Source organism: Luteimonas sp. TWI382, from assembly GCF_039674545.1.
GTDB lineage: Bacteria > Pseudomonadota > Gammaproteobacteria > Xanthomonadales > Xanthomonadaceae > Luteimonas.
Genome location: NZ_JBDJNS010000008.1, coordinates 105,384 through 124,674, shown reverse-complemented (window position 1 = coordinate 124,674; position 19,291 = coordinate 105,384). Strand labels below are relative to the sequence as shown.

Below are 19,291 nucleotides of genomic sequence, written 5' to 3'. Positions count from 1 at the left end.
TCCTGACGTGGGAACGGGAGGAAAGATCGGCCGGTCGGGCCGCGCGGCTCACGCGCCACGCGGGCGCGAGACCCGCAGCACGCACAGCCCCGCGAGCGCTAGGCTGGCGCCGCCGAGCATCAGCACCCGCATCGGTTCGCCATCGAACACGCGCCCGAGCAGGAAGCCCAGCGTACTGACCGCCACCAGCTGCGGAATCACGATGAAGAAATTGAAGATGCCCATGTACACGCCCATCTTCTCGGCCGGCAGGCTGTCGGACAACAGCGCATAGGGCAGCGACAGGATCGAGGCCCAGGCAAACCCGACACCGACCATCGAGGCGAGCAACCAGCGCGGATCGTCGACGAATGCGATCGACAGCAGACCCAGCGCACCCAGCATCAGGTTGACCAGGTGCGCGCCGCGCAGGCCCACACGACGTGCCAACCACGGGATCACGATCGCGGCCAGCGCGGCGAAGCCGTTGTAGGCGGCGAACAACACGCCGACCCAGTTGGCGCCATCGTTATAGGCCGCCGACTGCGGATCGCTGCTGCCGTAGTGGGTCTGCGCCACCGCCGCGGTGGTGTAGATCCACATCGCGAACAGGCCGAACCACGAGAAGAACTGCACGACCGCCAACTGGCGCATCGTCGTGGGCATCGCATGCAGGTCGGCAGCGATCGTGGTCAGCATCCGCTGCGGCGCGAGCCGCGCGGCGACCAGCCGCAGCAGGCCGTAGCCCAGCGGCAGGCCCGCCAGCACATAGAGCATGCGGTCCAGGCCGAGCGCGGCCACCGCGACGATGCCGGCCACGCCGACCAGCAGCCAGGCGAGTCCGCCACCGGCCGGCGGCACCGACGCGTCGGCGGCCGGCAGCGCGCCTTCGGGCGTCGCGTCGTCGAATGTGCGCAACACGTCGGGCGGGTACTCGCGCGTGCGCACCACCGTCCACAACACGGCCAGCAGCAGCACCGCACCGCCGAACCAGAACGCATAGCGCACCGTATCGGGCACCTCGCCCGCCGCGGCGGTATTGGCGACGCCCGCCTTGGCGAGCACGAACGGCAGCGCACTGGCGATCACCGAGCCGACGCCGATGAAAAAGCTCTGCATCGCGTAGCCGGTCGGACGCTGGCGCGGCGCCAACTGGTCGCCGACGAAGGCGCGGAACGGTTCCATCGACACGTTCAGCGACGCGTCGAGCACCCACAGCGTGCCGGCGGCGATCCACAGCTCGGGCGAGGTCGGCATCACCACCAAGGCGGCGGTCGAGAACAGCGCGCCCCACAGGAAGTACGGGCGACGGCGGCCCAGCCGCGTCCAGGTACGGTCGGAGAAGTAGCCGATCACCGGCTGCACCAGCAGGCCGGTCAACGGGGCGGCGATCCACAGGCCGGGCACCTGCTCGATGTCGGCGCCGAGCGTCTGGAAGATGCGGCTGACGTTGGCGTTCTGCAGGGCGAATCCGAACTGGATGCCCAGAAAGCCGAAGCACATGTTCCAGATCTGCCAGAACGACAGTGACGGTTTGCGGTTGCCCATCGCTGGCAGGCCCCTCCCAAGGTCCGCTGCGCCGACGCAGGCTGCGCAGGCCAAGCCATGGTAGCGAGCGCGCGCTCAGCGGCGGCGACCTGCATACGTATTCACGGCGCAGGCTCGGGACGTGCGCTTTCGCAGGCGACACGGCATCGTCTACCGTCCCACCGCGCCACAGAAGGCGACAGAAGGCAGAGAGCGATGAGCGACAGCAGGTGGTGGCGGGGCGCGGTGATCTACCAGATCTATCCGCGCAGTTTCATGGACAGCGACGGCGACGGTGTGGGCGATCTGCCCGGCATCATCGACCGCCTGGAGCATGTCGCCAGCCTGGGCGTGGATGCGATCTGGATCTCGCCGTTCTTCCGTTCGCCGATGGCCGACTACGGTTACGACATCGCCGACCAGTGCGACGTCGATCCGATGTTCGGCACCCTGGTCGACTTCGATGCGTTGCTGACCAAGGCGCACGCGCTGGGCTTGAAGGTCATGATCGACCAGGTCTTCAGCCACACGTCCGATGCGCATGCCTGGTTCGAGGAGAGCCGGCAATCGCGCGACAACCCCAAGGCCGACTGGTACGTCTGGGCCGATGCCAAACCCGATGGCACGCCGCCCAACAACTGGCTGTCGATCTTCGGCGGCCCGGCCTGGCGTTGGGACCCGCGGCGCTGCCAGTACTACCTGCACAACTTCCTGTCGAGCCAGCCCGACCTGAACTTCCACAACCCCAAGGTGCAGCAGGCCACGCTGGACTATGTGACGTTCTGGCTCGACCGCGGGGTCGATGGCTTTCGCCTGGATTCGATCAACTTCTGCTTCCACGACGCGCAGCTGCGCGACAACCCCGCCAAGCCCGAAGCGCTGCGCGTGGGCCGTGGCTTCGCACCCGATAATCCGTACGCCTTCCAGTACCACTGGTACAACAACACCCAGCCGGAGAACATCGGCTTCCTCGAGCGGCTGCGTGCGCTGATGGACGAGTACGGGGATGTCGCTGCGCTGGGCGAGATCTCAGCCGAGGATTCGTTGGCGACCACCGCCGAGTACACCAGCCCCGGCCGCCTGCACATGGGCTACAGCTTCGAGCTGCTGGTCGACGATTTCAGCGCCGGCTACATCCGTGGCACGGTCGAACGCCTGGAAGCGGCGATGACCGACGGCTGGCCGTGCTGGGCGATCTCCAACCACGACGTGCAGCGCGCGGTCACGCGCTGGGGCGGTGCCCAGCCCAGCGACGATTTCGCCCGGCAGCTGGTCGGCCTGGTCTGCGCGCTGCGCGGTTCGGTCTGTCTGTACCAGGGCGAGGAACTGGGGCTGCCGGAGGCCGAGGTGCCGTTCGAGCAACTGCGCGACCCCTACGGCATCGCGTTCTGGCCGAACTTCAAGGGCCGCGACGGCTGCCGCACGCCGATGCCGTGGACCGCCGACGCCGGTGCCGGCTTCACCACCGGACAGCCGTGGTTGCCGATCCCCGATGCGCATCGCGCGCGCAGCGTCGAGGCGCAGTCGCGCGACGACGGCTCGGTGCTCGCCACCGTGCGCCGCTTCCTGCACTGGCGCCGCGGCCAGCCGGCGCTGGTCGCCGGCGCCCAGCACTTCGTCGATGCGCCGGAGCCGATGCTGGCCTTCGTGCGCGGCGACGGCGACGACCGCGTGCTGGCCGTGTTCAACCTGTCGGGCGATACAGTCGACTGGACGCTGCCCGCCGAGCTCGCACGCCTGCGTGTGCTCGACGGCCATGGCCTGCCGGCCGGTGCAGTCGATGCCGGCCACCTGCGCCTGCCGCCGCACGCGGCCCTGTTCGCTGCGGTGGACTGAGGCCGTGCGCCCATCGCGCATCGCGCGGTACGGCATGCTCGCCGCCGGTCTGCTGGCCTGCGGCGGCGCCCTCGCCGCCCCGGCCGGACTGGCCGACTGCGACACGCCGGACTTCGCGCGCACGCTGCACCCCGTCCAGGCCCGCGCGCTGCCCGATCACGCCCGCGCCCACTGGCTCGATCGCCATCTGCTGCGCTGGCCCGGCACCGTCGCCGCATCGGGGACCCGCTTCCGGCTGTATCACGCCGCCGGCGCCACGCTGGCCGCACTGACGGGCGCGACCGTGCGGGGCCACGATGGCGCGCTCGAACTCGCGGTCCGCACCGCTCCGGTGCCTGCGGCGTTGATCGACCGCTTCGCGTTCGTCGGCGAGGGCGTCACGTTGGAGACCGATGCGGACGCCGCCGCGCTGTCGACGCTGCATCGCGGCCAGCTCCTGCTGGTGCACGAAGACGTGCACGGCCGCGTCCTCGACGCGACCGCACTCCAGCATGCCGGCGCCCTCGACGACCTCTACGCCGCCGCGACCACGCTGCCGGACCTCGGCGTGCACCCCGGCCCCACGGGAACCGCGTTCCGGCTGTGGGCGCCCACGGCGCAGTCGGTCGCACTGTGCCTCTACGACGATGCCGACGCGCCGGCCGCCGCGGTCCGCACGCTCGAGCGCGATGCCGCGACCGGCAGTTGGTCGACAGTGGCCCCGGGCGATCTGTCGGGCCGGTCCTACCTGTGGCTGGTCGACGTGTTCGTGCCAGGCACCGGCATCGTCCGCAACCGCGTCACCGATCCCTACTCGGTCGCGCTCACGGCCGACTCGCGGCGCAGCGTCGTGTTCGACCTGGACGCGCCCGCGCTCAAGCCCGAAGGCTGGGACACGCATGCCGCGCCCGCGCTGCGCGCCGCGACCGACCAGGTGGTCTACGAGCTGCACGTGCGCGACTTCTCGCGCGACGACGGCAGCGTGCCGGCCGCCCAGCGCGGGCGCTACGCCGCGTTCGCGCAGCCCGATTCGCACGGCGTGCGCCACCTGCGCCGGCTGCGCGCAGCCGGCGTGACCGATGTGCATCTGCTGCCGGTCTTCGACCTGGCCACGGTGCCGGAGGTCGGCTGCCGCTCGCCCGACGTGCCCAACGCTGCGCCCGACAGCGAGGCGCAACAGGCCGCGGTGATGGCGTTCGCGGCGCACGACTGCTTCAACTGGGGCTACGACCCGCTGCACTTCAACGCGCCCGAAGGCAGCTTGGCCAGCGACGCGGCGGACCCGGCCACGCGTATCGTCGAGTTCCGGCAGATGGTCCAGGCGCTGCATGCGCTGGGCCTGCGCGTGGGCATGGACGTGGTCTACAACCACACCAGCGCCTGGGGCCAGGACCGGCACTCGGTGCTCGACCGCATCGTGCCCGGCTACTACCACCGCTACGATGCCGACGGCCGCGTCGCACACTCGACCTGCTGCGCCAACACCGCGACCGAGCACGCGATGATGGCCAAGCTCATGATCGATTCGGCCGAACTGTGGGTGCGCCACTACCGCATCGATTCGTTCCGCTTCGACCTGATGGGCCACCAGCCGCGTGCGGCGATGCTCGCGCTGCAGGCGCGCGTGGACGCCGCGGCCGGACGCCCGGTGCCGTTGCTGGGCGAAGGCTGGAACTTCGGCGAAGTCGCCGACGGCGCGCGCTTCGTGCAGGCCTCGCAGCAGTCGCTGGGCGGCACCGGCATCGGCAGTTTCAGCGACCGGGCGCGCGACGCGGTACGCGGCGGCGGGCCCTCGGACAGCGGCGCGGCCTTGCACGCCCACCGTGGCTGGATCCACGGTCACGCCGACGCTGCGCTGCTGCGGCGCCAGGCCGAGCTGGTCCGCGTCGGTCTGGCCGGTACGCTGCGCGACTACCGCCTGCCCGACGGCCGCACGCTCGCGCAGGTCGACTATGCCGGCCAGCCGGCCGGCTTTGCGACCCAGCCCACCGAGGTCGTGAACTACGTCGAGAACCACGACAACCAGACGCTGTTCGACATCAACGTGTTCCGCCTGCCGGCCGATGCCGACATCGAGGCACGCGTCAACGCGCAGGTGCTGGCCATCGCCACCACCGCGTTCAGCCAGGGCATCGCCTACCTGCACGCCGGCGTCGAGCTGCTGCGTTCCAAGTCGCTGGACCGCAACAGCTTCGACTCGGGCGACTGGTTCAACCGCATCGACTGGACCGGTGCCGTCCACGGCTTCGGCGCCGGCCTGCCGCCGGCCCCCGACAACCGCGCCAACTGGCCGCTGATGCGCCCGCTGCTGGCCGATGCGATGCGCATCCGCCCCAGCCAGGGCGATGTGCTGCGCACGCGCGACATGAGCCTGGACCTGCTGCGCATCCGCGCCAGTACACCGCTGTTCCGGCTGCCCGACGCCGCACAGGTCCAGGCCCGCCTGCGCTTCCCCGGCGCCGATGCCGACCCGACGCTCGTCGCCGGGCATCTGGATGGCCACGGCCTGGACGACGCCGGCTTTGCCGACGTGCTCTACGCGATCAACGTCGCCGATGAGGCACGCACCCTCGAGGCGCCCGAACTCGCCGGCCGTGCGTGGATGCTGCACCCGGTGCACCGCGCACCCGAGGCCGCCGACCCGCGCCCGCGCGAGCGGGCCAGGATCGATGCCGCGCGCGGCCGCTTCACCGTGCCGCCGCGCACAGCGCTCGTCTTCGTCGTGCCCGCCGACGCAGCCCGACCGCCCACCAGCGGGCAGTGACACCACGCCGCCGGCGCGATCGGCTCAGGCGCGCAGCGTCGCGCCGCCGTCGACGTACAGGTCCTGCATCGCGATGTGGCCGGCCTGCTCGGACAGCAGGAACATCGCGGCATGCGCGATGTCGACCGGCTCGGCGAGCTTGCCGAGCGGGATGCCGCTCTTGAACGTCTCCAGGCTGCCGGCGATGACCTTGGCCTCGCCGTGGGCGTCGGCCCACATGCCGGTCTGCATCGGCGTGCGCGTGGAACCCGGCGCCACAAGGTTGCAGCGGATGCCCAGCGGCGCGAGCTCCAGCCCCAGACAGCGCACGAACATCGTCGCCGCGGCCTTCGACGCGGCGTAGGCCGCCATCGCATGGCGCGGAATGCCCGCGGCATTGGACCCGACGACGACCAGCGCGCCGCGGCGGCGTGGCGCCATGACCCGGGCGAGCGCGCGGCCGACATGAAACACGCCGTCGGCATTGACCGCGAACGTGCGCCGCCACTCCGCATCGCTGGTTTCGAGCACCGGGGTCGTCGACAGCACGCCGGCGACATGCGCGGCGAGGTCGATCGGCCCGACCTCGGCCTCCACCTGCGCGACCAGCGCATCGACTGCAGCCGCGTCGGTCACGTCCAGCGCGAACGCATGCATCGGCGCGACGCCGGGCGCCTCGGTGCGTTCGGGCGCGCGCACGTCGGTCGCGATCACCGTCGCGCCGCTGGCGCGCAGCAGCGCCACGACCGCCTTGCCGATGCCACCAGCCGCGCCGGTCACCAGCGCGATCCGGCCTTCGAATCCTGTGAGTTGCATGGGATGTCTCCGCAATCAGTGTTCGTGGACGCGCGCGTGCGATGTCCTTGTCCTGGCCTTTCGATCGCGCCAGGACATCGCACGCCGCGCTCAGGGGCGTGGGTCGAATGCCGCCAGCCGCGCGTCGAGCAGCGGTGCGATCGCCGCCGTCGCATCGCGCCCGGTCAGTTCGCCGTGCCGGAACGGCAACTCGACCGCCTCGACCCGCGCCGCGTGCGCCTGCCACAGCGCCGACTGCAACTGCGGCCGGTCGACATGGTCCAGGCCGGCGCGCACGTGCAGCAGTGTGCCGTCATAGCGTGTGTGGTGGTGCAGGCGCACGAGCCGGTTGGTGTCGACGACCGCACGCACCACGCCGTCGAGCACATCGCCCGGCAGGTTGCCGAGTGCGCTGTCGCCGCGGCGCAGGAACTCGACGATCGCCTCGCGGCTGCGCAGGTCGGGATGGCGGTCCGGGTCGTAGCCGGCGATCGCCAGCAACGCACGCAGCGCATCGACCGCGTCGGGCTCGGGCTCGGCGCGCCAGCACTCGCTGGGATAGGCGTCGAGCAATGCGAGCAGACCGACCTTGCGACCAAGCGCCTGCAGCCGCACCGCCATCGCCTGGGCGAGGATGCCGCCGACTGACCAGCCAAGCAGGTGCAGCGGACCGTCCGGCTGCAGCGCGGCCACGCGGTGGGCATAGTCGTCGGCCAGCGCGTTGATGCTGCCCGGCAGCGGCTGCGCCAGGTCCAGCGCCGGCGACTGCAGGCCGTGGACGTCGCGCCGCGGGCGCAGCGCGCGCGCCAGCTCCCGGTAGCACCACGCGATGCCACCGGCCGGATGCACGACGAACAAGGGCGCGTGCGCGGGCGCCCCGTCGCCACGTGCCAGCGCGATCGTCGGGCCGAGGCCGTGGTCGGGCGTGGCGGCGTCGGCATCGAGCAGCGCGGCGATGCCGGCCACTGTCGGCGTCGCGAACAGCGCGCCCAGGCCCGGATCGCGACCGAACTGGTGCTGGATCGCCAGCAGCAGGTGCACGGCCGACAACGAATCGCCGCCCAGCGCGAAGAAGTCGCCATCGCCGCCGACACGCGCGACGCCCAGCGCCTGCGCGAACAACCCGGCGACTGCGACCTCGGTCGGCGTGCGCGGCGCCACGAACGCCCCGGTGTCGAACGCCGGGGCCGGTAGCGCATCGCGGTCGAGCTTGCCGTTGGCGGTGACCGGCCAGGTGTCCAGCGCGACGAAAGCGGCCGGCACCATGTAGTCGGGCACCTGCGCGGCGACAGCCGTGCGTAGCGCCTGCGCATCGAACGCTCCGGCGTCGACCGGCTGCAGGTAGCCCACCAGGCGTCGATCGCCGGCGCGGTCTTCGCGCACGATCACCGCCGTCTGCGCCGCCTGCCCGCTGGCGACGATCGCCGCCTCGATCTCGCCCAGTTCGATGCGCAGCCCGCGCAGCTTGACCTGGTGGTCGCTGCGGCCGAGGAACTCGATGGCGCCATCGTCGCGCCAGCGCGCGAGATCGCCGGTGCGGTACAGGCGCCCGCCGGGCCGATGCGGATCGGCGATGAACCGCTCGGCGGTCAGATCGTCGCGGCCGAGATAGCCGCGCGCGAGCTGCACGCCGCCCAGGTACAGGTCGCCGACCACACCGGGCGGCAGCGGACGCATGCGCGCGTCGAGCACGTCCAATTGCGTGTTCCAGACCGGAAAGCCGATCGGCACCGGGCGCGACGTGTCGTCGGGCGAGGCCGGCCAGAAACTCACGTCGACCGCGGCCTCGGTCGGCCCGTAGAGGTTGTGCAGTTCAGCGCGTACGCAGCGGTGGAAGCGATCGCGCAGCTCGGCATCCAGCGCTTCGCCGCTGCAGAACACCCGGCGCACGGCCAAGCCATCGGCCTCGGGCGCCGCCAGGAATGCGGCCAGCATCGACGGCACGAAATGCAGCGTGGTGATGCCGCGCTCGCGGATGAGCCGGGCCAGCGCGACCGGATCGCGATGCGCGTCCGGCGGCGCGACATCGAGCACCGCGCCCGCGATCAACGGCAGGAAGAACTCCCAGACCGAGACATCGAAGGTCGCCGGCGTCTTCTGCAGGATGCGATCGGACGCGTCGATACGATAGTGCGTGCGCATCCACTCCAGGCGGTTGACGATCGCGCGATGCTCGACGACCACGCCCTTCGGCTCGCCGGTCGAGCCCGAGGTGTAGATCACGTAGGCCGCATCGCCGGGCTGTGCAGGCGACACGAATGGCGCGTCGGCCGCCCCACCTCCCCCGCCTGCGGGGGAGGGCTCGATCGCCACGGTCGGCGCCAGCATCCGGGAAGCCCCACCTCCCCCGCCTGCGGGGGAGGTCGGCGCCGAAGGCGACGAGTGGGGGCCGGACGCGCCGAGGCGGTCGCCCCCACCCAACCCTCCCCCGCTCGCGGGGGAGGGCTCGATCGCCGCGTTCGTTGCGAACATCCGGGAAGCCCCACCTCCCCCGCCTGCGGGGAAGGGTTCGGTTCCCGTCGCGGTCACCCGGAGGACAGGCCAGTCGTCCGGTGCAAACAGCGACACGTCGCCGGGCCACCGGGGCGCCGTGTCGCGCGCAGCCAGGACGCAGAGCGGCTGCGCCGAGCGCAGGATGCGGGCGAGCCGGTCGTTCGGATGCGCGAGGTCGAGCGGCAGGTAGGCGCCGCCGGCGCGCAGCACCGCGACCAGGGCGATCACGAGGTCCAGCGAACGCGGCAGCGCGACGGCGACGACGCCGTCCCGTGCGAGCCCGCGCGCCCGCAGTGCCCGCGCCAGGGCGCGGGTCCGGCGATCGAGCTCGGCGTAGGTCAGCGTCGTGTCGCCGAAGACCAGCGCCGGTGCGTCCGGCGTTGCCGCCATCGCCGCCTCGAGCAATGCGGCCAGCGTCGTGTCGGGCAACGGGTGCGCGGTCGCGTTGAAATCCACCAGTGCGCGTCGCGCCTCGTCCGGCGTCGCCAACGGGATATCGTCGATGCCCTCGGCCGTGCAGGCCGCGGCGAGAAACGCCTGCAGCCGCTGCGCGTGCGCGGCGATCTCGTCGGCGCGATACAGGTCCGGATTGGCCTCGAACTCCAGCTCGAGCGCGCTCGCCCCATCGCCGCGGAAGCCGATCGTCACATCGTCGATCGGCCCGGTCCCCAGGATCTCCAGTCGCACCTGCGCGCCATGCAGCCGCGGCGGGCGGTAGAACGGCTGGACGTTGACCAGCGGACCGTGCAGCCGGCGCTGGCCGCCGATCAGGCCGAGGTCGCGGCGCAACTGCTCGCCGCGGTAGCGGCCGTGGCGTCGCCCGCGCACCAGCGCACGCGCAGTCGCCTGCACGAACTCGGCCAGCGAGGCGCCGGGCATCGCCGGCACGCGCAACGGCAGCACGTTCATGACCATCGCCGGCACCCGCGCGCTCGCGCTGCCCAGCCGGCCCATGTACGGCACCCCGATCACCGCCTCGGCCTGCCCGGCCATGCGTCGGCAATACTCGGCCGCCAGCGCGGTCAGCACGTCCGGCCAGGGCTGCTCGAGCCGCTGCGCGAGCGCAAGCAGGCCGGCGCGCAGGTCGGCGTCGAGCCCGACGCTCAGACGATGGCAGCCGTGCGCGGCCGGCGCGAACCCCGCGCCGAGGCCGGAGACCGCCGACATGCCAGCGAGCGTCTGGCGCCAGTAGGCCGCGTCCTGGCCGCACTTGTCCGAAGCGGCATAGGCCGCGTCCTCGGCGATCGCGCCCGCGAACGGCGCGAACGGCGCGCCCGCGTCATCTCCGCCGCACGCGGCGCCGTACAGCGCCAGCGCACGCTCAGTCAGCAACGCCATGCCGTAGCCGTCGATCGCCAGATGGTGCACGCGCAGATACCAGACGAAACGCGCGTCGCCGAGCACGTACAGCCGCTGCAGCGCCAGCCGGTCGCGCGTCGGGTCGACCGGCGTATCGCGGTCGCGCACCATTGCCGCCCGCGCAGCGCGGTCGGGCGCATCCAGGTGCGACAGATCGACGACCTCCAATGGCGGCAGATGCGCGGGATCGACGCCCATCCGCGGACCGTCGGCGGTATCGCGCATGCGCAGCGACAGCGCCGGCGCCTCGGCCGCCGCCTGCTCGGCCGCGCGCACGAATGCGGCCACGTCCAGCGCCCCGTCGATCCACAGCGCATGCGCAGTGTTGAACGCCGGGTTGTCCGGCGCCAGCCGCTGCGCGTACCACAGGCCCGACTGCGCCTGGGTCAGCGGCCAATCGCCGGACACCGACACCACGGACGCCTCCACCGCCTCGGCCATCAGACGGTCTTCTGCTGCAGGCCCTGCACCACGCGCCACCAACCGGCCAGTGTGGTGTGCTCGGCCAGGTGCGAGAACTCCAGCGGCAGGCCGGACTCGCCCCACTTCATCACCAACCCGAGCACGCGCATCGAGTCCAGGCCCAGGTCCATCAGATTGTCGTCATCGCCGATGTCCTCCGGCGCCTCGCCCAACTGCCGGGCGATGTCGGCGCGCATGCGCGCCAGGGTCAGCGGATCGCTCATGGCAACAGCTCCAGAATCCGGTCGGTGGTCAGCGGAACGCCGCAGGTGCGCGCGATCCAGTGCAGCGCCCTATCGTGGTCGGCGCGGGTGAAATCAGCGACGGCATCGGCGGCGACGAACGTCTGGATGTCGCGCTGGAACGCCTCGGTCGCCGTCGAAAGCACACCGATGTGGGCGTAGACGCCCGCGATCAACACCTGGTCGCGACCGCGCGCCCGCATCAGCGTCTCGAGATTGCTGCGCTGGAACGCGCTGTAGCGATGCTTGACCAACACATGGTCGCCCTCGACCGGCGCGAGCGCGTCGACGATCGCCTCGTGCTCGGGCGTCGCACGCATGCCCGGCCCCCACAGATCAGCCTGCAGCCCGCGATCGCGCCGGTCCTGATTGCCGCGCTGGGCGGTGTAGAACACCGGAATGCCCCGGCTGCGCGCATGCGCCAGCAACCGCGCCAGGTTGGCGATCGCCGGCGCGATCGGCGCCGCCTGCGCTTCGTAGGCCGCCAGGAAGTAACGCTGCATGTCATGCACGAGCAACGCAAGACGCTCCGTCTCGGGCTGCCATGGCCCACGCGCGTCCGGCAGCTCGGCCGCCGTCGGCAACGCGTACGCAGGAATCGTCGGAAGGCCCATGTCTACTCGCTCAATCCTTCTGCAGTCGTCAGTGCACGCCCGACATTCGCCTCGAAAGACAGTGTCACGCAGGCCAAGGACCTGCTTGCCGGTTCGGTCAGGCCACTTCCGGCTTCACAGGTATCAGCACGTACCGAAGGCACCATCGACACGTCGCCGGCAGCGGACTGATGGCCGGTGGCCGCGCCAAGCGCGCCATGGGTGAGCCCGCTCTGCCTGCGCGGCGCATGCCGCGCGAGCGGGCGAACGCCCGGCGTGCTGCGCCGGGCCGGACCGATCCGCGAAGCGGAGCGGGTGTGCGCCCAAGTCATGGCACGGTGCCCTGACCGAGGGACAAGCGGCTGCCGGCCAGCAAGCCGATGCCCAACCAACGCGGCAACCGCGAACGGATGACCGATAGTGCGCACCCAAGTCAGGACACGACGCCCTGACCGAGGGGAAAGCGGCTGCCGGCCAGCAGGCCGAGGCCCATCCAACGCAGAAGCGAAAGACAGTGCCGCGCTCACCGAAGGCACCATCGAAACGTTGCCAGCAGTGGACTGGTGGCCGGTGGCCGCGCCAAGCGCGCCAGGGACGGTGCGCGCCCGAGTCAGGGCAGGATGCCCTGACCGAGGGACAAGCGGCTGCCGGCCAGCAGGCCGATGCCCAACCAACGCGGCAACCGCGAACGGATGACCGACAGTGCGCACCCAAGTCAGGACACGACGCCCTGACAGAGGGGAAAGCGGCTGCCGGCCAGCAGGCCGAGGCCCCACTAACGCGGCAACAACGAACGGATGACCGGCGGCCACGCCAAGCACACCATCGGTGATACGCGCCCTGATCACGCACCCTGCTCCGCAAGAAACCGCGCGCGCAACTGCGCACGCAACTCACGGCGGCTCACCTTGCCCACCGCCGTCGTGCCGAACGCATCCACGAACACGATCTGATCGGGCACCTTGAACCCCGCCAAGCCCCGCCCACGCACCCAAGCCTTCAACTCGGCAAGCCGCGGCCGCGCCTCCCCCGGAATCACGAACGCACAGCTGCGCTCACCGAGGAAATCGTCCGGGATGGACACCACCGCCGCATCGAACACCTGCGGATGCGCAAGCAGATGATCCTCGATCTCCTCGGCCGAAATCTTCTCGCCCGCCCGATTGATGTGATCGGTCGCCCGCCCCTGCACCACCAGATTGCCCTCGACCGTGCGCAGGACCATGTCGCCCGTGCGGTACCACCCATCGTCGGTGAACGAGCGCGCATTCGCCGCCGGATCATTGTGATAGGCGCGGATCGTATACGGACCGCGCGTGAGCAGATGCCCCGTACTGCCCTGAGGCACCGGCGCGCCGTGATCGTCGACGATCAACACCTCGTCGTCGGGACTGATCGGCCGCCCCTGCGTGTGGATCACGACCTCGTGTGGATCGTCGAGCCGGGTGTAGTTGACCAGGCCCTCGGCCATGCCGAACACCTGCTGCAGCGTGCAGCCCAACCCCGCGATCACCCGCCGCGCCGCTTCGGGCACCAGCTTGGCACCGCCGACCTGCACCACGTGCAGGCTCGACAGATCGTGCGCCGTCTTGCCGGCCGCATCGGCCCACAGCAGCGCCAACGGCGGCACCAGACCGACGCAGGTCACGCGCTCGCGCGCGATCAACGGGAAGGCCACATCCGGCCCCGGCCCCGGACTCAACACCACGCGTGCGCCTGCGTACAGCGCGCCGAAGAAGCCCGGCGAGCTCATCGGGAAATTGTGCGCTGCTGGCAGCGCGACCAGGTACACGCTGCCACGATCGATCCCGCAAATGGCGTTGCTGGCGCGGAAGCTGTAGATGTAGTCGTCGTGCGTGCGCGGGATCAGCTTCGACAGCCCGGTGCTGCCGCCGGAGATCTGCAGGAACGCGACCGACTGCGGATCGGGATCGCCCGGCAACGCGGTGCGATCACCATCGAGCGCGGCGACCGACGCGAACTCCGCGCCATCGCCGACCACGCACACGTGACGTACCGCCGGCACCTCGCGCTGCAGGTCGCGGGCCAGCGTGCGGTAATCGAACTGCTCGTACGTCTCCGCAGCGATGTAGCCGCTGGCCTCGGCCTTGCGCGCGAAATGCGCGACCTCGGTCAACCGGTGCGCCGGCAACGCATACACCGGCACCAGCTGCGCGCGGAACAGCGCGCAGACCACCGCAATGAACTCGGGCACGTTGCCCAACTGCACGACCACCCGATCGCCCGGTGTCAGGCCTTGCGCCAGCAAGCCGGCGGCGATGCGCTCGGCCTCGGCCCACAGCTGCGCGTAGGTCCAGCGCACCGCACCGCCGACTACAGCGATCGCATCGGGATGCGCCGCGACGCGCGCGCGCAGGAAGCCGGGAAAGGTCTCGCCGCGCCAGTAACCGGCCGCGCGGTAGTGCGCAACCCGCTCATCGGGCCAGACCTGGCGCAGCGGCAGGCGCTGCGGGACGGAAGTGTCGCTCATGGCATCCTCGATCGAATCAGGCAGCGCGCACGTCGTCGATGTCCAGCGCATCGAGCAGCGCGCGGAACTTGGCCGCGGTCTCGTCGACCTCGAGCGCCGGCTGCGAGCCGGCCACGATACCCGCACCGGCGAACAGGCGCATCGTGCGGCCCTGCACGCGCGCGCAGCGGATCGACACGTACCAGTCGCCGTCGCCCTGCGCATCGGTCCAGCCCACCGCGCCCGCATAGAAACCGCGACCCACTGGCTCAAGTGCACGGATCGCCGCCAGTGCGCTCTCGCGCGGCGTGCCGCAGACCGCCGGCGTGGGATGCAAAAGACCCGCGAGCGCGGCCGAGGACAGCGACGGGTCCTTCAAGGTGCCAACGATGCGTGTGCCCAGGTGCCACATCGTCGCGGTCGCATGCAGCGCCGGCCTTGGCGGCGCCTGCAGCCGGCTGCACAGCGGCGCGAGCGCATCGACGATCGCCTCGACGACATGGCGATGCTCGTCGTGGTCCTTGGCCGAATCCAGCAGCGCCTGCGCGGCGCGCGTGTCCTGCGCCGGGTCGCGCACGCGGCGCGCCGAGCCGGCCAACGGATGCGAGACCACCTCCAGGCCGCGCCGCGACACCAGCAGTTCGGGCGTGGCCCCGACCAGCCAGGCCGGCGCCTCGCCCACCGCCACCGGCAGTGGCGCGACATACGCGGTCACGCTGGCATCGGTGCCCAGGCGCGCCGCCAGGGCCAGGGGATCGATCTTTGATGCGGCATCGATGCGCAGGCTGCGTGCGAGCACGACCTTGCGCAGCGGCGCAGCGGCGTCCTCATCGTGCAAGCGGTCGAGACAGCGCGCGACCGCTGTCGCGTAGGCCTCGGCGGCCGGCTCGGCCACATGGCCGCACAGCAGTGGCGGCCAGGCCACAGCCGCCACCGCATCATCGGACGTCGACAGGCGTGCAGGCTGGTACAGCGCATCGTCGCCGTGCGGGTCGAACGGCAACGCCCCGACCAGCAGCGCCGGCCCGGCACGATCGTCGGCGAAGAACGCAGCCACCCGGGCGCCGAGCGTCGACGTCGGCCCCGCAGGCAGCGATGCCAGCCGGCCTTCGGCGGCCATTCGCCGCGCTGGGCCGAGCAGGCGAAACCAGGTCGATGCCGCAGTCTGATCGCCATCGCCGACGATCGCCTCGGGCCCGGCGGTGTATGCCGCCTCGGTCATCGCGCCGCCTCACGCGGGTGCAACGCCGCAGCCGCCGACAGCACCAGCAGCACGGCACCGATCAGCAGATAAGGCGCACTGGGCGAGACGCGGTAGAACAGCGTGCCCAGCAACGGGCCGACGACCATGCCCAGGCCTTGGACCGAGGCAATCGTGCCGGCGGCCGCGCCCTGCTCGTGCGCCTCGACCGAATCGGCCGCCAGCGCCTGGAACGACGGAAACACCATGCCCATGCCGAAGGCCGCCACGCTGTAGGCCAGCAGCAACTGCCATTGCACGGCCACCAGCGCCGATGAGGCGAAGCCCGCCGCCGAAATCAGCGCGCCGACCGTGATCCAGCGCGCCGGCGGCACCGCGCGCAGCCGCATCACCAGCGCCTGGGCACACATCAGCCCCAGGCCGACCGCAGTCAACGACAGCCCGGCCGCGCGCGCGCCGTCGGTCGGCGACAGGCCCAGCCGATCGATCGCGAAAAAGCCGACGACGACCTGCGCGATCGTCACCGAGACCATCGCCGCGAACACCGCGTAGACCGGCAGGCGCAGGCGGCGATCGGCGACCGACATCGCCGGACGCGGGCCGGACCGCGGCGTCGATGCGACCGGCGTCGCGGGCAGCCGCCACCACAGCACCAGCAGCGACAGCAGCGGCAACGCCGCCGCCAGGTACAGCGCCAGCGCGATGCTCCGGTAGGCGATCCAGCCGGCCGCCGCCGGGCCCAGCACCATGCCGACCGCGTTCGCGCTGCCCAGCCGCGCCATCACCGCACCGCGGCCGCCCGGCGGCACTGCGTCGGCGACCAGCGCCGCGGCGGTCGGCGGCACCGCGGCATAGAACAGTCCGACCAGCGCCCGCGTCGCCACCAGTGCGACCACCGACAACAACACTGCCGGCGGATGCCGCAGCGCCAGGTCGACGAAGACGGCCATCGCGATGTAGACCAGGGCATAGCCGACCAGGCCGGCGAGCAGGACGCGCCGGCGTCCGATACGGTCGCTCAGCGCGCCCCAGCGCCGCGCGGACAGCATCCACAGCACGCCGGCGGCGGTCACCGACAGACCGGCATGCCACTCCGCCAGCCCCAGCAGTCGCACCACCGGTCCGACGACGGCAACGAAGGCCATCATCGCCATCGTCCCGGCGAACGCGGTGAACACCAGCGCCGACAGGCCGGGCACGCGGGGGGACGACGCGGGGACAGCGGACATGCACAGATCTCGATCCGCCGGCGGGGCCGGCGACAGGGGACGGAGACGACGGATCCGTCGCCTCGCGCCGGCCGGCACCACCAGAAGCGGGCGACGCGACGCCCTCAAATGATACCAACTCTCATTTACGACCCATAGCCGCCACGGTTATTGAGAATCGTTCGCAAACAGGTATCATTCATATTCATGCCAGCGCGCGACGCCGCTGGCGCGCCGGCAAGACCCGCCTATTCAGTACTGACGCCCTTCGGAGTTCCGATGTCACACCGTCTCGCCCTCTCCCCGCTCGCGGCCGTGGTCGCGCTCGTCCTGGCGCAGCCCGCCGCCGCCCAGTCCCCCGCGACGGCTCCGGCGGCGACCGACTTCGACACCGTCGTGGTCACCGCGACCGGCGTGCAGCAGTGGATCCGGGACGCACCGGCGAGCATCAGCGTGATCACCCGTGAGGAGATCGAACGCAAGCCGGTCGGCAGCCTCGGGCAGTTGCTGAGCACGATCCCCGGCGTGACCGGCGGCTATGCCCTGTCGGGCGCGCAAGCCAAGATCCGGCTGCGCGGTCTGCCCGAGCAGTACACGCTGATCCTCATCGACGGCCGCCGCCAGGGCAATTCGTCCGGCGTCAACTACCGCGACAATCTGGGCGCACAGGATCTCGACTGGCTGTCGCCGGACATGATCGAACGCATCGAGGTGGTTCGCGGCCCGATGTCGTCGCTGTACGGCTCCGACGCCATGGGTGGCGTGATCAACATCATCACCCGCAAGATCGCGCCCACCTGGGGCGGCACCGCCACCTACAACTACAGCCGGCCCGATGCCTCCGACCGCGGCGACACGATCCAGCTTGGCGCCCGGTTCAGCGGCCCGCTGACCGAGCGCCTGGGCCTGCGGGTCGGCGCCAACCTGACCGATCGCGATTCCGACACCGGGACCGGCATCGGGCGCACCCCCGGCACGCGCGCCGAGACCGCCAATGCGCTGCTCCAGTGGCGCGTCAACGACGACCACGCCATCGGATTCGAGGCCTCGCGCGGCGTGCAGCGCAACGTGGGCGGCGAAGCGCTGAACGCCTTCGGCCTGTCGAAACTGGTGCACACCGGCTACGTGCTCAGCCATGACGGTCGCTACGGCGACGCCTCGACCTCCAAGGCGACCCTGGTCCAGAACGACTACGAAGACAAAGGCAGCGCGGTGGGCAACCACGCCAAGGAGACCGTGCTCGATGCCGTCTTCAATACCGGCTTCGACTGGGGCGTGCCGCATGCCCTCAACGTCGGCGGCCAATGGAAGCGGGAGGTCCTGCAGAACGTCAACACGATCGGCACCGTGCCGGTGACCTGGACCGGCAGCGGCCGGATCAGCCCGAAGAACGAGGCCGACGCCTGGGCGCTGTTCGTCGAAGACCACCTGTCGCTGCGCGAGAACCTCACGCTGACCCTGGGCCTGCGCTGGGACAACACCGAGAACTACGACGACAACCTGAGCCCGCGCGTCTATGCGGTCTGGCATCCGTCGCGCGACTGGACGGTGCGCGGCGGTGTATCGCGCGGCTTCCGCGCACCCAACCTCAAGCAGGGCTCGGCCGGCGCGGCGACCCAGTCCGGCGGCAACGGCTGCCGCAGCCTCTCGCCCGAGGGCTGGACGACCGACACCTCCTCGCCGACCTACCGCCCCAACGCCGACGGCACCCGCGGCTGCTACATGGCCGGCAATCCGAATCTCGAGCCGGAGACGAGCACCAACTACGAGATCGGCGCCGGCTTCGACCGCAATGGCTGGTCGCTGGCGGCGACCTACTTCCACACCGACTTCGAGGACAAGATCGAGCAGATGCCGCTCAGCGCCCTGCCCGGCTTCGACAGCAGCTATGTCAACGGGTTCTGGTGGACGGTCGCGCAGAACCTGCAAGAGGCGCGCACCCGCGGCGTCGAGGCCAGCATCGTGGTGCCGCTGCACGAGCGCCTGACCTGGTCCACCAATGCCACCCGGATGCTCGAGTCGAAGAACCGCACCACCGGCGCCAACCTGCTGGTGGTGCCCAAGCTCACTGCCAACACCTCGCTGGACTGGCGCATCGACGACGCCTGGGTGCTGTCGCTGAGCGCCCAGCATGTCGGCGAGCAATTGATCTCGGCCACCAGCCCGACCTTCGCCAAGGCTTACACCACCTGGGACCTGGTCGGTGGCTTCGACGTCAACGCCCATCTGACGCTGCGCGCAGGCGTGCGCAACGTCACCGACGTATCGACGCTGGAAGACGGCAGCAACTACGACGGCGGCGGCCGCACGTGGTTCGTCGGCGCCACCGCGCGCTTCTGAGCGGCCATCGCCGTGCGTGGGGCGGCCTGTCCGCCCCATGCACCGGACGTCACGATTGAGAATC

11 protein-coding genes are annotated in these 19,291 nt (G+C 71.1%); 3 read left to right on the top strand and 8 right to left on the bottom strand.

What is annotated here, in order from left to right:
- Nucleotides 1-48: 48 nt before the first annotated feature.
- Complete coding sequence (locus ABE505_RS07625; protein WP_346443492.1) at nucleotides 49-1,527, bottom strand: MFS transporter; 1,479 nt, start codon at nucleotides 1,525-1,527, stop codon at nucleotides 49-51.
- 195 nt (nucleotides 1,528-1,722) lie between these two features.
- Here ABE505_RS07625 and ABE505_RS07620 point away from each other — a divergent pair, with 195 nt between their 5' ends.
- Both ABE505_RS07620 and ABE505_RS07615 read left to right on the top strand, forming a co-directional pair.
- Nucleotides 1,723-3,342, top strand: a complete 1,620-nt coding sequence (locus ABE505_RS07620) for an alpha-glucosidase (RefSeq protein ID WP_346443490.1) — start codon at nucleotides 1,723-1,725, stop codon at nucleotides 3,340-3,342.
- A 4-nt stretch (nucleotides 3,343-3,346) separates the two neighbouring features.
- Nucleotides 3,347-6,085, top strand: coding sequence for an alpha-1,6-glucosidase domain-containing protein (locus ABE505_RS07615; RefSeq protein WP_346443488.1), 2,739 nt, complete (start codon nucleotides 3,347-3,349; stop codon nucleotides 6,083-6,085).
- Nucleotides 6,086-6,109: 24 nt separating this feature from the next.
- Here the strand turns inward: ABE505_RS07615 and ABE505_RS07610 are convergent, their stop codons facing one another.
- The 7 genes from ABE505_RS07610 to ABE505_RS07580 form a co-directional block, all read right to left on the bottom strand.
- Nucleotides 6,110-6,880, bottom strand: a complete 771-nt coding sequence (locus ABE505_RS07610; RefSeq protein ID WP_346443487.1) for a 2,3-dihydro-2,3-dihydroxybenzoate dehydrogenase — start codon at nucleotides 6,878-6,880, stop codon at nucleotides 6,110-6,112.
- Nucleotides 6,881-6,970: 90 nt separating this feature from the next.
- A complete protein-coding gene (locus tag ABE505_RS07605; RefSeq protein WP_346443486.1) occupies nucleotides 6,971-11,152 on the bottom strand; it encodes an amino acid adenylation domain-containing protein in 4,182 nt (1,393 codons plus the stop codon).
- Complete coding sequence (locus ABE505_RS07600) at nucleotides 11,152-11,397, bottom strand: phosphopantetheine-binding protein (RefSeq protein WP_346443484.1); 246 nt, start codon at nucleotides 11,395-11,397, stop codon at nucleotides 11,152-11,154. The genes ABE505_RS07605 and ABE505_RS07600 overlap by 1 nt, the downstream gene beginning before the upstream one ends.
- Complete coding sequence (locus tag ABE505_RS07595) at nucleotides 11,394-12,029, bottom strand: isochorismatase family protein (protein WP_346443482.1); 636 nt, start codon at nucleotides 12,027-12,029, stop codon at nucleotides 11,394-11,396. Before ABE505_RS07595 ends, ABE505_RS07600 begins: the two co-directional genes overlap by 4 nt.
- A gap of 823 nt (nucleotides 12,030-12,852) precedes the next feature.
- Nucleotides 12,853-14,499 carry an AMP-binding protein gene (locus tag ABE505_RS07590; RefSeq protein WP_346443480.1) on the bottom strand — a complete coding sequence of 549 codons (1,647 nt, stop codon included), beginning with the start codon at nucleotides 14,497-14,499 and terminating at the stop codon, nucleotides 12,853-12,855.
- A gap of 16 nt (nucleotides 14,500-14,515) precedes the next feature.
- Nucleotides 14,516-15,700 (bottom strand): isochorismate synthase, encoded by a 1,185-nt coding sequence (locus ABE505_RS07585; RefSeq protein WP_346443478.1) that lies wholly within the window; start codon nucleotides 15,698-15,700, stop codon nucleotides 14,516-14,518.
- Nucleotides 15,697-16,908, bottom strand: coding sequence for an MFS transporter (locus ABE505_RS07580; RefSeq protein WP_346443476.1), 1,212 nt, complete (start codon nucleotides 16,906-16,908; stop codon nucleotides 15,697-15,699). The genes ABE505_RS07585 and ABE505_RS07580 overlap by 4 nt, the downstream gene beginning before the upstream one ends.
- A 258-nt stretch (nucleotides 16,909-17,166) precedes the next feature.
- Here ABE505_RS07580 and ABE505_RS07575 point away from each other — a divergent pair, with 258 nt between their 5' ends.
- A complete protein-coding gene (locus ABE505_RS07575) occupies nucleotides 17,167-19,227 on the top strand; it encodes a TonB-dependent receptor (protein WP_346443474.1) in 2,061 nt (686 codons plus the stop codon).
- Nucleotides 19,228-19,291: the final 64 nt, after the last annotated feature.